14 protein-coding genes are annotated in these 14,774 nt (G+C 72.9%); 5 read left to right on the top strand and 9 right to left on the bottom strand.

The genetic code is table 11. The annotated features are described in order from the left end of the window. Nucleotides 1–1,199 precede the first annotated feature (1,199 nt). Complete coding sequence (locus ABT041_RS17695; protein ID WP_351185041.1) at nucleotides 1,200–1,889, bottom strand: iron-dependent transcriptional repressor DtxR; 690 nt, start codon at nucleotides 1,887–1,889, stop codon at nucleotides 1,200–1,202. Between the two features lie 153 nt (nucleotides 1,890–2,042). Here ABT041_RS17695 and ABT041_RS17690 point away from each other — a divergent pair, with 153 nt between their 5' ends. After that, nucleotides 2,043–2,798 (top strand): SIS domain-containing protein, encoded by a 756-nt coding sequence (locus ABT041_RS17690; protein WP_351185038.1) that lies wholly within the window; start codon nucleotides 2,043–2,045, stop codon nucleotides 2,796–2,798. Nucleotides 2,799–2,912: 114 nt separating this feature from the next. Here ABT041_RS17690 and ABT041_RS17685 read toward each other — a convergent pair whose 3' ends face one another. Both ABT041_RS17685 and ABT041_RS17680 read right to left on the bottom strand, forming a co-directional pair. Next, nucleotides 2,913–3,236, bottom strand: coding sequence for a hypothetical protein (locus tag ABT041_RS17685; protein WP_351185035.1), 324 nt, complete (start codon nucleotides 3,234–3,236; stop codon nucleotides 2,913–2,915). Between the two features lie 103 nt (nucleotides 3,237–3,339). After that, nucleotides 3,340–4,215 carry an NAD(P)-dependent oxidoreductase gene (locus ABT041_RS17680; RefSeq protein WP_351185032.1) on the bottom strand — a complete coding sequence of 292 codons (876 nt, stop codon included), beginning with the start codon at nucleotides 4,213–4,215 and terminating at the stop codon, nucleotides 3,340–3,342. Between the two features lie 63 nt (nucleotides 4,216–4,278). On the opposite strand from ABT041_RS17680, the gene ABT041_RS17675 reads away from it, so the two are divergent. Next, on the top strand, nucleotides 4,279–4,629 hold the full coding sequence (locus tag ABT041_RS17675) for a winged helix-turn-helix transcriptional regulator (protein WP_351185029.1): 351 nt from the start codon (nucleotides 4,279–4,281) through the stop codon (nucleotides 4,627–4,629). A gap of 86 nt (nucleotides 4,630–4,715) precedes the next feature. Here the strand turns inward: ABT041_RS17675 and ABT041_RS17670 are convergent, their stop codons facing one another. Continuing rightward, the gene (locus ABT041_RS17670) at nucleotides 4,716–6,047 is read right to left on the bottom strand and encodes a PAS domain-containing protein (protein ID WP_351185026.1); all 1,332 of its coding nucleotides are present in this window, start codon (nucleotides 6,045–6,047) and stop codon (nucleotides 4,716–4,718) included. Between the two features lie 418 nt (nucleotides 6,048–6,465). Further along, the gene (gene pdxH / locus ABT041_RS17665) at nucleotides 6,466–7,122 is read right to left on the bottom strand and encodes a pyridoxamine 5'-phosphate oxidase (protein ID WP_351185023.1); all 657 of its coding nucleotides are present in this window, start codon (nucleotides 7,120–7,122) and stop codon (nucleotides 6,466–6,468) included. A 195-nt stretch (nucleotides 7,123–7,317) separates the two neighbouring features. On the opposite strand from pdxH, the gene ABT041_RS17660 reads away from it, so the two are divergent. Further along, nucleotides 7,318–8,421, top strand: a complete 1,104-nt coding sequence (locus tag ABT041_RS17660) for a citrate synthase 2 (protein ID WP_351185020.1) — start codon at nucleotides 7,318–7,320, stop codon at nucleotides 8,419–8,421. A gap of 206 nt (nucleotides 8,422–8,627) precedes the next feature. Here the strand turns inward: ABT041_RS17660 and ABT041_RS17655 are convergent, their stop codons facing one another. Further along, nucleotides 8,628–9,668, bottom strand: coding sequence for an isopenicillin N synthase family dioxygenase (locus ABT041_RS17655; protein ID WP_351185017.1), 1,041 nt, complete (start codon nucleotides 9,666–9,668; stop codon nucleotides 8,628–8,630). Between the two features lie 369 nt (nucleotides 9,669–10,037). Between ABT041_RS17655 and ABT041_RS17650 the strand changes: the two genes are divergently transcribed. Next, a complete protein-coding gene (locus tag ABT041_RS17650; protein ID WP_351185014.1) occupies nucleotides 10,038–11,078 on the top strand; it encodes a M4 family metallopeptidase in 1,041 nt (346 codons plus the stop codon). Here the strand turns inward: ABT041_RS17650 and ABT041_RS17645 are convergent. From ABT041_RS17645 to ABT041_RS17635, 3 genes are read right to left on the bottom strand one after another with little or no spacing between them, the layout of a single operon-like run. Beyond that, nucleotides 11,075–11,731 (bottom strand): TetR/AcrR family transcriptional regulator, encoded by a 657-nt coding sequence (locus ABT041_RS17645; RefSeq protein WP_351185011.1) that lies wholly within the window; start codon nucleotides 11,729–11,731, stop codon nucleotides 11,075–11,077. The two genes, ABT041_RS17650 and ABT041_RS17645, sit on opposite strands and share 4 nt — an antisense overlap. Next, on the bottom strand, nucleotides 11,719–12,447 hold the full coding sequence (locus ABT041_RS17640; RefSeq protein ID WP_351185008.1) for an enoyl-CoA hydratase family protein: 729 nt from the start codon (nucleotides 12,445–12,447) through the stop codon (nucleotides 11,719–11,721). The genes ABT041_RS17645 and ABT041_RS17640 overlap by 13 nt, the downstream gene beginning before the upstream one ends. Continuing rightward, on the bottom strand, nucleotides 12,444–14,027 hold the full coding sequence (locus ABT041_RS17635; RefSeq protein WP_351185005.1) for an AMP-binding protein: 1,584 nt from the start codon (nucleotides 14,025–14,027) through the stop codon (nucleotides 12,444–12,446). Before ABT041_RS17635 ends, ABT041_RS17640 begins: the two co-directional genes overlap by 4 nt. Nucleotides 14,028–14,227: 200 nt before the next feature. Between ABT041_RS17635 and ABT041_RS17630 the strand changes: the two genes are divergently transcribed. Beyond that, a complete protein-coding gene (locus ABT041_RS17630) occupies nucleotides 14,228–14,770 on the top strand; it encodes a hypothetical protein (protein ID WP_351185002.1) in 543 nt (180 codons plus the stop codon). Nucleotides 14,771–14,774: the final 4 nt, after the last annotated feature.

The following is a 14,774-nucleotide window of genomic DNA, read 5'->3' as shown; positions in this document are numbered from 1 at the left end:
GCGGGGGCGGGGCGGGGTGGGCCTGCGGAGCGGAGGGGTTGGCTTGGGCGTAGGGGCCGTGGGTGGCAGCTGGGGTTTGCGGGGTGTGCGGGCCTTGTGGGGTGTACGGGGCGGCCGGGGCCTGGGGAGCGTACGGGTCGTGCGATTCGTGCGGGGCGTACGGGCTGTGCGGGGCGGCGGGGCCGTGTGGGGCGTACGGGTCGTACGGGTCGTGCGGGGAGGCCGGGGCGTACGTGTCGTGCTCGGCCTGCGGGGGCCGTGCGGGGCGGGGGACGGGCCGTCCGGTGGGGTGCGCGTCCGGGCCGGGCCGTCCGCCGGGGTACGCGACGGCGTCCGGGCCGGGCCGTCCGCCGGGGCGCGCGACGGCGTCGGGGCCGGGCTGCCGGGCGATGCCGTGGCTCTCGGGCCCGTCCGTACGGCTCCGGGCCCCGCGGCCGGGGGCCGGGAGGTCCGGGGTCTGCCGGCCCGCGGCCGGGTGGCCCGGGCCGGGGTGACCGCCGGCGGTCTGGCCCGGGCCGGGGTGACCCGCGTCCGCGTGGCCCGGGCCCGGGTGCCCCGCGGACGTGTAGTCCGTGGCCGTGTGCTCCCAGGCCGCCAGCCGGACGCCGTCGGCCCCGGTGACGTCGAGTCGTCGCGCCATGGATCCGGCACCCCCTCTTTTCCGTCGAACCTCGCCAGACTATCGAACTCGCATTCGAAAATGCGCTCCTGCCACGCAACACCCCTCGTTCGAGTGACAGGGCTCAAGGATTGACGCGCGCTGCCGAGGGGAGATCTTGAGCGGGAGGCGGACCGCTCGGGGAAAAACGGTCCGAGGGGAATGACCTTGAGAGCTCGGGGCTCCAGGTCAGCACAGGGGAGGACAGGCCCCGGCGCCGGAAGGCGCCGGGGCCCTCTGTCGCCCGCGGTCCGCGATCCTCCGCCGTGCTTCGCCCTCATGGCCCCACCCCCGCGCCCGCTCACCGCCCCGCTCCCACCAGCGTGGCACGACGAGGGCGCGGGCGTGGCGATTCCGGCGTAAAACGGGGCGCACGACGGTTCGTTGGCCCCCCGAGGCCGACCCGATACGGGTTCGTGACCCCGATCCGTACAACCAGGAGGGCGGGCCCGGCGGCCCACCCGCGAAACGGGACAGGGGCGCCCCGCCGGTCCTGTGAACGACCGGCGGGGCGCCCCCCGTCACGTACGACCGCGCGAGCTCAGCGCTTCGCGACGAACACGTGCGCCGCGATGTCCGCGTCCAGCTCCGCCGCCTCGCCGCTGCTGCCCACCAGGACACCGCCCGGCGACTCCGACACCGACACCACCGAGCCGGGCTGCACGCCCGCCCTCCGCAGCGTGTACATCAGCTGGGCGTCCGTCTGGATCGGCTCGCCGATCCGGCGCACGATCACCGTCTTGCCGCCGCTCGCGTCCAGGTCGGCGAGGGACACCATCGAGTCGTCGAGGAAGGCCTCGGCCTCCGCCTTCTCGCCCAGCTCCTCCAGGCCCGGGATCGGGTTCCCGTACGGCGACTCCGTCGGGTGACGCAGCAGCTCCAGGACCCGGCGCTCCACGGCCTCGCTCATCACGTGCTCCCAGCGGCACGCCTCGGCGTGGACCTGCTCCCACTCCAGGCCGATCACGTCCACGAGCAGACACTCGGCCAGGCGGTGCTTGCGCATCACCCGGGTGGCGAGTCGGCGTCCCTCCTCCGTGAGCTCCAGGTGGCGGTCGCTCGCCACGGCCACCAGGCCGTCGCGCTCCATCCGGGCCACGGTCTGGCTCACCGTCGGGCCGCTCTGGTCGAGCCGCTCGGCGATGCGGGCACGCATGGGGACCACACCCTCCTCCTCGAGCTCGAGGATGGTGCGGAGATACATCTCCGTTGTGTCGATCAGTCCGGACATACGTGCCCCTCGATGAGTCGTGCGCTGGCCCTGCCCCAATTCTTGCGCATCGGACCGACAACCGGGCCTCGCCGGGGTGAGGCGGTATTGACAGAGCAATGGTCCAGACCGCACCGTGATCGGCGACCACGAGGACGAGAAGGAGCCGCCGCCATGGGCGAGAGCAAGCTGGCCGGACAGTTCTTCGACGCCGCGATCGGCCTGCTCAAGGAGGTCCGCGACGGGGACTCCGCCGAGATCGCCGCCGCCGGAGCCGCGATCGCCGAGGCCGTCGCGAACGGCAACCGGCTCTTCGCCTTCGGCGCCGGGCACTCCTCGCTCGCCGCCCAGGACGTCGTCTACCGGGCCGGCGGCCTCGCCCTGATGAACCTGCTCGCCGTCCCCGGCGTCGTCGGCGTCGACGTCATGCCGGCCACCCTCGGCTCCGCCCTGGAGCGCGTCGACGGCCTCGCCGGAGCGGTCCTCGACTCCTCCCCCGCCAAGGCCGGCGACGTCCTGATCATCATCTCCCTCTCCGGGCGCAACGCCCTGCCCGTGGAGATGGCCATGAACGCCCGCGCCCTCGGCCTCACCGTCATCGGCGTCACCTCGGTGGCGTACGCCACGGAGACGAAGTCACGGCACGTCTCGGGGACGTACCTCAAGGACCACTGCGACATCGTCCTCGACTCGAGGATCGCCGTCGGGGACGCGGAACTCACCCACGAGGGCATCGAGGCGCCCTTCGCCCCCGCCTCCACCGTCGTCACCAGCGCCCTCATGCAGGCCACGATGGCCGCCGCCGCCGAGGAACTCGTCCACCGCGGCATCGAGCCGCCGCTGCTGCGCTCCGGCAACGTCGACGGTGGGCACGAGTGGAACGGACGCGTGATGAGCGAATACGGGGACCGGATCTTCTACCGGCACTGAGGCCGCCCGCACGGGCCGGACCGTCGCGTGCGGGTCCTTGCGGCCCAGGCAGTCGTACGGCCCGGCCCAGGCCGTCGTCATACGGCCCGGGCCGACGCCTGCCTCCCGTTCCGGCTAGACCGTCGCGTGCGGGGTGCGCGCCCCCCGCGGGTTCCGGCGGCTCGACGCGATCAGGGCGACGCCCGTGAGCTCCAGGAAGTTCCCCACGAAGGGGAGCCACGGGTCGCGCGAGGCGACGTCGGCCGGGAGCGTGAAGTAGAGGACCACCGCCGCCAGCAGGCCCAGACCCACCAGCGCGGCACCGAGGCCGTAGACCCGGGGCTGCCGGACGCTGCGGCGCGCCGGAGCGATCATCCATCCCGTACGGAACGCGACCACGCCCATCGCGATCGCCACCACGCCGAACGGCACGGTCGCTCCCATGAACCACGCCATCATGACGGCCCCCCTTGTTCTCCCGGATGTGAGCCCATCGTCATCCCGCTCACCGAGGGCCGTCCATGCCGGATCCCGGCAGGATCCGGCACCCCTTCCCTGCCCGCTAGCGGCGGTCCATGACCTGCGTGACGCGGGTGAAGCCGTCCGCGCCGTGGCCCCGGTCCACCGCCCGGCGCGCCAGCGCCTCCGCCGCGCGCATGACGCTCGCGTCGATGCCGTGCGCCTCGGCCGCGTGCACGACGTGGACCAGCGTCGACAGGGCCGAGGTCAGCCGGCTGCCCTCGCCCGAGTACGAACCGCCGTCCACGTCCTCGGCCCACTCCTGGAACAGCGGCGGCAGGATCGCCCCGATGCCCTGCGCGAACGGCGCCAGCTCCCGCGCCGTGATCCCTTCCGCCCGGGCCAGCGCGAGCGCGTGCAGGTACCCCGTCATCGACGTCCAGAAGATGTCGAGCAGCGCTACGTCGTACGCGGCGGCCCGGCCGATGTCCTCGCCGAGGTGCGTGTGGGTGCCGCCCAGGGCGTCCAGGACCTGCCGGTGCTCCCCGTACAGCGCCAGCGGGCCGCTGTGCAGGAACACCCCGGCCGGCGTCCCGATCGTCGGCGTCGGCGTCATGATCGCGCCGTCCAGGTAGCCGATGCCGTGCTCGGCCGCCCAGCGGCCGGTGTCGCGGGCGCGGTCCGGGACGTCGGCGCTCAGGTTGACCACGGTCCGGCCCTTGAGCGCGTCCGTGACGGCCGGGTCCCTGAGCACGGCATCCGTGGCGTCGTAGTCGACCAGGCAGATCACCGTGAGCGGGCTCGCGGCGACCGCATCCCCGGCGCTCGGGGCCAGGACCGCTCCCCGCTGGACGAGGTCGCCCTCCCGGCCGGGGGTGCGGTTCCACACGGTGGTCCGGACGCCGGCGGCCAGGAACGCGCCGGCCAGCGCACGCCCCATGGGCCCGAGGCCGAGGACGGTGACGCGGGAAGAAGACATGACGGAACTCCCTTGCACATACGTGGGTTGGAAAGAGATGACCGACGACGGAGAGGGACGCGCATGACACGCCTCCGGGCCCAGGACACGAACCTCTGCGGTGTGTCCGCCGCGATCGCCGTGATCGACGGCAAGTGGAAGACGTGGCTGCTGTGGCTGCTGGAGTCGGGCCCGCACCGGCCCGGCGAACTGCGCCGCAAGATCCCCGGGATCAGCGAGAAGATGCTGACGCAGGCGCTGCGGGAGATGGAGACGGACGGACTCGTGCACCGCGAGGTGCACGACGTGGTGCCACCGAAGACCGTCTACTCGCTGACGGATTCCGGGCGCGAACTCTCCGAACTGCTCGGCCCGTTGTCGGACTGGGGCCATCGCCGGCTCGACCGGCTGACGGCGGCACGAACCGCCTCCTGAGGCCCTGTCACTCCCTCTCCGTCCGGGCCGCGAACAGGTTCTCCCGGGCCCGGGAAAGGCGACAAGTACCCACTAAAAAGTGGGTGTCACGCGGGCACGTCGCCGAGGTCCGTCACCATCGCCACCCGGGACGCCACCGCCTCCGCGTACACGACGTCCTCCCGCTCGAAGGGCGCCCGGCAGGCGGCCCGCAGGAACGTCAGGACGCCGAGGGTCCGGCCCCGGGAACGCAGGACCACGCACAGGGCGTGGGCCGCGTCCCCCGGCCACTGGTGGGCCTCGGCCCACACCTCGGCGGTACGGCCCGCGCTCGCCCGCACCGTGCCCACCCGGTCCCAGGCCTGGAGCGCCGGGTGCCGCGGGCCGTACCGCAGCGGGATGCCGCCGCCGACGACCGGCGAGGACGGGCCGGGGACGCCACCCGCCGGGGTGGCCAGGGTCCGGGTCAGGCGCCGCTCCCCCACCGGGCGGTCCACCAGGGCGTGGTCGGCGAACCCGGCCAGGGCGAAGTCGAGCAGGACCGTCGCCGCCTCCGCCGGGTCCTCGCACTCCGCGGCCGCCGCGCCCGCCCGGTGCAGCTGGCTCCACCGGAACCGCAGCCGGTCCGCCTCGCGCGCCGCGAGCCGCTCCTCCGTGACGTCCTGGAACAGCCAGGCGACGCCCAGCGGCACGGGCTCCTCCGCCATCGGCGACGCGAGCCGCAGGAAGCCGCTGCGCCAGCACCGGCGCCGCTCCCCCGAGGAGGTCCTGAGCGTCACCCACACCTCGGCGGGCGCGGGCGGGGTGCCCTCGGCGAGGACGTGCTGGAGGGCACCCTCCAGCTCCTCCGCCCCGTGCACGACCACGTCTCCGAGGGGCCGCCCGAGCAGGGCCGTACGGCCGGTGCCGAAGGCGCGGGCGGCGTGCCCGTTGATGACGGCGGGCCGCAGGTCGGCGTCGACGAGCACGACGCCCCAGGAGGCGTCCTCGAACAGCGCCTCGCTCAGGGCGACCGACCGCTCCAGGTCGAGCTGGACGTGGACCTCGCTGAACGCGCAGTACACCCCGGCGGGGCTGCCGTCCGCACCGCGCACCCCGGCGGCCTGGCTCCGCACGAGGACCCGCCCGCCGTCCTTCCTGAGCAGCACGAACTCATGGACCTGCCGCCCGGGCCCCTTCATGGCCCCCATCAGCCGGCCCAGGGTCTCCTCGGCGTCCGCGCTGCGCGCCGCCCACCCCTCGAACCCGCGCCGCCCGACCGCCTCCCCGGCGGACCAGCCGAGAATCCGCTCGGCCTCCCGGTTCCAGTGCGTGACCGTCCCGTCGGCGTCGAACGCGCAGAGCGCGGCGTCCATCCCGTCGAGCAACGCGGCCAGCAGATCGGCCCCCGCCCCCGGGACGGAGACGTCATCGCTCGTGGCCCCCGTGAATGCACCCATCCAGGCACCCCCCATGCTGCGACCATTCAACTGGAACGTGACGTGGCGCACACCCCCGTTCCGCGAACTTTCAGTACTTCGAATAAATGGGTTGAGGTGCGCGCGGAGGCTTCCTAGGGTGTGGATACACGCGAAAGGAGGTGATCCGAAAAAATGGTTTCTTTTCGGACTCGTGAGGTGACTGCGGGCTAAGGCCTGCCAGTCGCACTCTGTGCACCTCGGCAGGCCTTCTGCCGAACACCAACGCAGTCACCCGACCCGTGAGTCGCCGGCAGTCCGGCCGGCAGGCATCCGTCCGAACCTAGGCGGACGGTGCCAAGACTCACGGGTCGTCTGCGTTTCCCGGGCCATTCAGGGGCCGGAGCCGCCCGAAGTCAGGCCCGCCCAGGGCCAGGGGTCGGCCAGGGCCCCAGGGCCGTCACGGCGCCAGGCGTTCCACCGTCCACGTTCCGTCGGGCTCCTGGACGTAGCGGAGGCGGTCGTGGAGGCGGTTTTCGTGGCCCTGCCAGAATTCGACCGTCTCGGGGACGACGCGGATGCCGCCCCAGGACGGGGGGACCGGGACCTGTTCGTGTTCCGGGTAGCGGGCGGACAGTTCGTCGTAGCGGGCCAGGAGGTCCGCCCGGGAGGCGATGACCTGGGACTGCGGGCTCGCCCAGGCGCCCAGCTGCGAGCCGTGCGGGCGGGTGCGGAAGTACGCCACCGTCTCGTCGCGGCCGACGTGCACCGCGCGGCCCGTGACGATGACCTGCCGGGCCAGCGGGTGCCAGGGGAAGAGCAGCGAGGCGTACGGGTTCGCCGCGAGCTCCCTGCCCTTGCGGGACTCGTAGTTGGTGAAGAACACGAAGCCGGCCTCGTCGTAGTGCTTCAGGAGCACCGTGCGGGACGACGGGCGGCCCTCGGGCGTCGCCGTCGACACGATCATCGCGTTCGGCTCGTGGATCGCCGGATTCGCCGCGGTCTCCTTGAACCAGCGGGCGAACTGGCCGATCGGTTCGGGTGCGAGGTCGGCCGCGGACAGCTCCGTGGTGCGGTACTGCTCGCGCATGTCGGCGGGATCCAGGGCGTCGGTCACAGGGTCATCCTGCCGCAGCGGCCCAGTCTGCCCGGCACCGGCGGGCACTAATCCTCTCGGCCCGAATCGGCGCAGTGTGCCGGATGTCACGCTTCCCCGCATCATCGGAACCGTACAGACTCTTCCGCTGGATGACTGTTGATTCCCCACGATCGCCTGACACGGTTGATCGATCATCGATAGAGGAGCCGCCTGATGTCCGACTTCGTACCCGGCCTCGAGGGAGTCGTCGCGTTCGAGACGGAGATCGCCGAACCCGACAAGGAGGGCGGCGCCCTCCGCTACCGCGGGGTCGACATCGAGGACCTCGTCGGTCACGTCTCCTTCGGGAACGTCTGGGGCCTCCTCGTCGACGGCGCCTTCAACCCCGGCCTGCCGCCCGCCGAGCCCTTCCCCATCCCCGTGCACTCCGGTGACATCCGCGTCGACGTGCAGTCCGCGCTCGCGATGCTCGCCCCCGTGTGGGGCCTCAAACCGCTTCTCGACATCTCCGCCGAGCAGGCCCGCGACGACCTCGCCCGCGCGGCCGTCATGGCCCTCTCGTACGTCGCGCAGTCCGCGCGCGGCCAGGGCCTCCCGATGGTCCCGCAGAGCGAGATCGACAAGGCCGAGTCCGTCGTCGAGCGCTTCATGGTCCGCTGGCGCGGCGAGCCGGACCCGAAGCACGTCAAGGCCGTCGACGCCTACTGGACCTCCGCCGCCGAGCACGGCATGAACGCCTCCACGTTCACCGCGCGCGTCATCGCGTCCACCGGCGCGGACGTGGCCGCCTCCCTCTCCGGTGCCGTCGGCGCCATGTCCGGGCCCCTCCACGGCGGCGCCCCCTCCCGCGTCCTCGGCATGATCGAGGAGATCGAGCGGACCGGTGACGCCACCGCGTACGTGAAGCAGGCCCTCGACAAGGGCGAGCGCCTCATGGGCTTCGGCCACCGCGTCTACCGCGCCGAGGACCCCCGCGCGCGCGTGCTGCGCCGTACGGCCAAGGAGCTGGCCGCGCCGCGCTTCGAGGTCGCCGAGGCCCTGGAGAAGGCCGCCCTGGAGGAGCTGCACAACCGGCGCCCCGACCGTGTCCTCGCGACCAACGTCGAGTTCTGGGCGGCGATCGTCCTGGACTTCGCCGAGGTCCCGGCGCACATGTTCACGTCGATGTTCACGTGCGCGCGTACGGCCGGCTGGTCCGCCCACATCCTGGAGCAGAAGCGCACCGGCCGCCTCGTGCGTCCCTCGGCCCGCTACACGGGCCCCGGGCAGCGCGACCCGCGCGAGATCGAGGGTTACGCGGACATCGCCGGCCGGTGATCCCCGCGAGGAGCCGGACGGTGCCCTCGTAGGGAGTCGGCCGGTGACCTCGCGAAGAGCCGGCCGGTGATCCCCGATTCCGGTACGGGTCCGATGGGGCTCGGCGGGCCCGCACAGCCTCGCCGAGCCCGACCGCGGCCCGCACGGCCTCGTCGAGCCCGACCGGCCTCGCCCGGTGCTCCGTGCCCCCGGTCCCTGCCGCCCCGCTAGACCAGCTGCGCCTGCTGCTCCTGTGCGAGCAGCAGGTCCGCGTGGTGGCGGGCCGTCGTCAGGGGGTGGGCGCGGAGCTTGCCCTTCAATTCGTTGCGGCCGTACTCGGCGAACAGCGGGTTCGCCGGGTCGGCCGTGACGCCGGGTGCCCGGTCCGCGAAGGGGAACTCCAGCGGCCGGATCCGGGCGTCGAGCCGCGGGTTGTAGAAGAACGGCACGGAGAACCGTTCCGTCGCCCCGGGCGGCGACACCACGCGGTGGTTGGTCGCCACCAGGTAGCCGTTCGTGGCGACCTCGAGGAGCTCGCCCAGGTTGACGACGAACGCGCCCGGCAGCGGCGGCACGTCGTGGAACCTGCCGTCCTCGCGCTGCACCTGGAGCCCGCCCACGTGGTCCTGGAGCAGCAGGGTGAGGAAGCCGTAGTCCTTGTGCGCGCCGACGCCCTGGTCGTCGCCCTCGCCGCTGCTGCCCGGGTAGCGCACCAGCTTGAGGTGCGGGTGGGCGCGCGGGCCGAAGATGTCGTCGTAGAAGTCCTTGGGCGCGCCGATGGAGGCGAGCAGCTCGTGGAGGAGCCGCTCGGCGACGCCGCTGAGGCGGTCGATCCAGTGCAGGGCGGCCGTGCGGAGCTCGGGGAGGGCGGCGGGCCACTGGTTGGGGCCTTCGAGCCACCAGTACGGGGCTTCCCAGGGTCCGGGGTCGCGGGCGGGCCGCTCGGCGCCGATGTCGAGCTGGTCGCGCCAGTCGCGGGCGCCGCCGGTGCGCTCGTCGCCGATGCGCGTGTAGCCGCGGAAGTGCGGCGAGTTGATGTTGTCGAGGGCGAGTCGGTCGGCCTCGGGCAGGGCGAAGAAGGCGTGCATGGCCGAGGTCAGGGCCTGGGTCTCGGCCTCGGTGATGCCGTGCCCGATGAGCTGGAAGAAGCCCACGTCGTGGGCGGCCGAGTGGAGCTGCGCGTGGAGCAGCTTCCGGGCCTGGGGATCTCGGTCTGCGGCCGAGAGGTCGACGATGGGGAGCTGCGAGGAGTACGAGCTGTTCGTCATGTGTGCATCCGCGGGGTATACGGGTGCCCGGGGCGGCCGCGAAGGGTGGGGCGGGGGCCACGGGTGCCGGTCGGCTGGGGCTCGGACGAGGGACCGCAGGGGTGTGGAGTGGTACCCCGGAAGGTCAGGCGGAGCGGCGACAGCCCATGCTCGTGACGCGGACGTAGTCCACGTGGCGACGGCGTACGAGCAGAGGCATGCGGTCAGCGTACTGCGGTGGGGGCGGAGCGACTGTGGTCCCCGTCACGTCCTGCCCCGGGATGGCTCAAAGCCTGTTCAAAGTGGCGGGCTTGCGCGAAGATCGCCGCCATTGCGTGTTGAGTACACGCCAAGCTTCCCGTCGTCGCATCCCATCGCAGGAGGATGTCCATGACCCGCCGCACCTCTCGTGGCCTGGCCGCCGCGGCCGCCGTCACCGTGGCCGCCGCCACCGCGGCGCTGCTCCCCTCCGTGGGAGCCTCCGCCGCCACGGCCGCGCCGCAGGCCCGCGTCTTCATGGTGAACCCGGTCCAGTCCTCGGGCGACCAGTCCCTCACCGACCACAAGGACGCGGTGACCGACGTCCCCGCCTCCGAGTACACCCTCGCCACGCTGCGGAACCTGGACGCCAGCGGCGCCCTGTCCGGCAAGTGGGTCGCCGTCCGCTCCGAGACGGGCAACCCCGCGAAGGCCGCCGACGCCGCCGGGTACGACCGCTCGGACGACGAGTTCGAGCAGGTCATGGCGTACTTCTGGGTCAACGAGGCGCAGGAGTACCTCCAGGGCCTCGGCTTCGGCTCCGAGCTGCGCGGGGCGAACGACCGGGTGCAGCCGGTCCGCCTCAACCAGTGGGGCGCCGACAACTCCTTCTTCACCGACAAGAAGGCCGAGATCCGCTTCGGCAAGGGCGGTGTGGACGACGCGGAGGACGCCGAGGTGATCGTCCACGAGTACGGTCACGCCGTGCACAACGCCCAGGTCCCCGGCTTCGGCACCTCTCCGGAGGCCGGCGCGATCGGTGAGGCCTTCGGCGACTACCTGGCCGTCGAGGTCGGCTCGAACGCCGTCACCAAGTACAACTGGCCGATGAAGGCCGACCTGGCCTGCGTCGCCGACTGGGACTCCACCGGCTACAGCGCCGCCCCGCACTGCCTGCGCCGCATCGACGGCACCAAGACCTACGCGGACTGGGCGGGCGAGGTCCACGCGGACGGCGAGATCTGGTCCCGTGCGCTCTTCGACATCCGGAACAAGCTCGGCGCGCGCACGGCCGACCGGATCATCGTGAACGCGCAGTTCGGCTTCGCCGCCGACACCAGCTTCAAGGACGCGGCGCTGACGACGGTCGCGACCGCGCAGAAGATGTACGGGACGCAGGCCGCGGCCGCGGTCCGCGACGCCTTCCGCGCCCGCGCGATCCCGGGCGTCTAGTCGCTCAGCGCCTCGCTCACGAGCCGCGCCCACTGGGACACGACACGTTCCCGGCGGGCGCGGTCGTCCGTGAGGAGGGTGGCGAGGCCCAGGCCGCGGGCCATGTCCAGGAGGCCCTGGACGGTCTCGCGGACGCCGGGCCGTGACTCGTCGGCGCCCAGGACCTCGACGGCGATGCGGTGGGACTCGCGTCCGACGCGGGCCTCCAGCTCGGTGACCCGTTCGCGGAGCTGCTCCTCGCCGGAGGCGGCGACCCAGAGGTGGAGCGCGGCCCGGAAGAGGGGCCCGGTGTAGAGGCCGACGAGGGCGGCGACGGCTCGTTCGCGGTCGTCCGTACGGACCGCCCGCAGGGCCTGTGAGCGTTCCTCGGCGACGTACTCGACGGCGGCCGTGAACAGGTCCTCGCGGGTCGGGAAGTGGTGCTGGGCGGCGCCCCGGGAGACGCCGGCGCGTTCGGCGACGACGGCGACCGTGGAGCCGGCCCAGCCGTGCTCGGCGAGGCAGGCCACGGCGGCTTCGAGGAGCCGCTGCCGGGTGGCACGGCTGCGGTCCTGCTTGGGGTTCCGTTCGGGCTTGGTGCTCCGTTCGGGGTTCCGTCCGGGCTCGGAGGTCCCGTCCGGCTTCGGCTGGTTCTGTGCGGTCAGAGCCGCCATGCGGGGTCCCGTCGTTCGAGGAAGGCCGTCATCCCCTCGCGCGCCTCGGCGGAGGCGAAGAGCGTGGCCGACCTCTGCACCAGGTCCTCCGCGTCGCGTTCGAAGGTCTCCAGGACTCTAGCGGTGACCAGTCGTTTCGCCTCCCGCAGGCCCTGCGGGGACCCGGCGCGGAGGGCGTCGAGGACGGTGGGGAGCTCCTCGTCCCCGGCGGTCACGAGACCCATCGCGACGGCCTCACGGACGCCGAACCTCTCGCCCGTCAGGTAGTGCCGGGCGGCCGCGCGCGGGTCCAGCCTGGGGAGCAGGGTGAGGGAGATGACGGCGGGCGCGACCCCGATCCGTACCTCCGTGAGCGCGAAGTCCGCCCCCTCCCCCGCCACCACGATGTCCGCCGCGCCGAGCAGGCCGAGGCCGCCGGCGCGGGTGTGGCTGCCGGGGGTGACGTGGGCGACGACGGGTTTCGGCAGCTCGACGATCTGCCGGAGCAGGTCGACGAAGGCGTACGGGCTGGGCGGGGCCTTGAGGTCGGCGCCCGCGCTGAAGGTGGAGCCGGTGTGGGTGAGGACGACCGCCCGTACGGCCGGGTCCTTGCCGCAGGCGGTGAGCGCGTCGGCGAGCTCGGTGACGAGCGGGGCGGAGAGCGCGTTGCGGGTGTCCGGGGAGTTCAGGGCGAGGGTGGTGATGCCCCGCTCCTCGGTGGTGTCGACCAGGGTCATGCGCGGTCCCTCAGTTCCCTTCGGAGGATTTTCCCGGACGCTGCCCGGGGCACGGCGTCGATGAACTCCACGGCGCGGACCTTCTTGTACGGGGAGACCCGGGCCGCGACGTGGGCGATGACGTCCTCTGCGGTGAGGCCGGGCGCGGACGGCTGGCGGACGACGTAGGCCTTGGGGATCTCGGTGCCGTCCGCGTCGGTGACGCCGATGACGGCGGCGTCGGCGACGCCCTCGTGGGTGAGGAGGTGCGCTTCGAGTTCGGCGGGGGCGACCTGGAAGCCCTTGTACTTGATGAGTTCCTTCACGCGGTCGACGACGAAGAGCCAGCCGTCCTCGTCGACGCGGCCGATGTCGCCGGTGTGCACCCAGCCTTCGGCGTCGATCATGGCGGCGGTGGCGTCGGGCCGCCCGAGGTAGCCCTTCATGACCTGGGGGCCGCGGATGGCGATCTCGCCCTCCTCCCCCGGGGCGGCGTCCTCGGCGGGGTCGTCGAGGGACAGGATCCGCATCTCGGTGGAGGGCAGGAGGCGGCCGACGGTGCCGGGCGGGGGCGCCGGGGCGTCGAGCGGGGTGACGTGGGTGCCCGGGGACAGCTCGGTCATGCCGTACGCCTGCCGGACGGGCGGGAGTCCGAGCCTCGCCGAGCAGGCCTCGGCGAGGGCGGCGTCGAGGGGGGCGGCCGCGCTGACGATGTACTCGAGGGAGGACAGGTCGTAGTCGGCGACGGCCGGGTGCTTGGCGAGGGCGAGGACGATCGGCGGGGCCACGTACAGGCCGTTGATGCGGTGCTTCTGGATGGCGCCGAGGAAGGTGTCGAGCTCGAAACGGGGCAGGACGACGACGGTGGCGCCGGAGCGGAGGGGGGCGTTCATGAGGGCGGTGAGCCCGTAAATGTGAAAAAAGGGAAGAACCGCGAGAATCCGGTCGCCCGGACCCATGGGGATGACGGGCTCCAGCTGCGCCAGGTTGGTGGCGATGGAGGCGTGGGTGAGCATGACGCCCTTGGGGACGCCGGTGGTGCCGGAGGAGTACGGGAGGGCGGCGACGTCCCGCTCGGGGTCGACGTCGACGTCGGGGACGGGCGCGGTGGAGCCGAGGAAGTCCTGCAGCGACCGCACCCCTTCCCCTTGCCCTTCCTCGGGCCGGTCGCAGACGAGGATCTCCTCGATCCCGCCGGCGAGTTCGGCGGCCGCGCGGGCGGAGGCGAGGAGCGGGGAGACGGTCACGATCCACCGCGCGGAGGAGTCGCGGAGCTGCTTGGCGAACTCCTCGGGCGTGGCGAGGGGGTGCACGGTGGTGACGGAGGCACCCGCGCGCGTGGCGGCGTAGAACGCGACCGGGTACAGCACGGTGTTGGGGCTGTGCAGGGCGAGCACGTCCCCCTTCCGCACCCCGGCCTCGGCGAGCCCGGCGGCGACCCTCCGGTGGAACGCGTCGACCTGCCCGTACGTGAGCCCGAGCTCCCCGGCCCCGTCGATCAGCGCGGGCCTGTCGGCCCACTCGGCGGCGCGCCCGAGGACGGCGTCGTGGATGGGGAGGGAGACGGTGGGGACGGGCTCGTACGCGCTGTGGAACACCATGCTGGCCCCCTGGGAGAGGTGGGTAGGTGATCGTCAGGATGGCTGCTGCGGGCGGCACTTGGGGAGACCCTGTCAGTACCCCGGAAAACAATCAAGCATGCTTGCATGGTTCTCGGGCATCGCTGCGGAAGCCGGGCGCGGGACCACATTGCCGGAAGCGGGCACTGCACGCCGGCCGGCGGCGCCGGCACGCTGCCGCCATGAGGACGAGGTTCAAGATCCATGCCGCACTCTCGGGCGGAATGAGTGCGGTGATGCTGACGCCGGCCGCACTCACCCTGCTGCCGGGGCGACTTCCGTTGCCCTCGCGCGGATTCCTCAACGACATCGCCGGCACCGCCCTCGTCCCGCTCGGGATCTGGACCTTCGTCGAAGTGTTCCTGGGCATCGTCAACCGCAAGCGCGACGATGCCCAGGGCTCTGTGCCGAGGCCGGTCCGACGGGCCGTCGCCACCCTGCTCGTCGCAGCGTGCGCGCTGCTCGTCGTCCAGATGGCCACCGCCGGCAACCTTCAGAGCGCTGCCGTCCGTGAAGGCCACTACTACGCCCGCGAGGCGCCCCCCGACCGCCGAAGCGAGCCTGGGGTCGAGTTCGAGGTCAGCCGACAGGAGTACGCGGAGCTGAGGGAGGCCGGCCAGCGGGGCATGCTGGTGATCCCCGGCCTCGTGCTGGCCTTCCTGACACTGATGGGCGTCGCCAGCAGCGCGCTGGCACCCCCCGCGCAGCCGCTCCCCCGCGCCTGAGCCC

Source organism: Streptomyces sp. NPDC002825 (assembly GCF_040295385.1).
GTDB lineage: Bacteria > Actinomycetota > Actinomycetes > Streptomycetales > Streptomycetaceae > Streptomyces.
The sequence above is the reverse complement of the archived record's forward strand: the minus strand, read 5'-3'. Positions and strand labels throughout refer to the sequence as shown.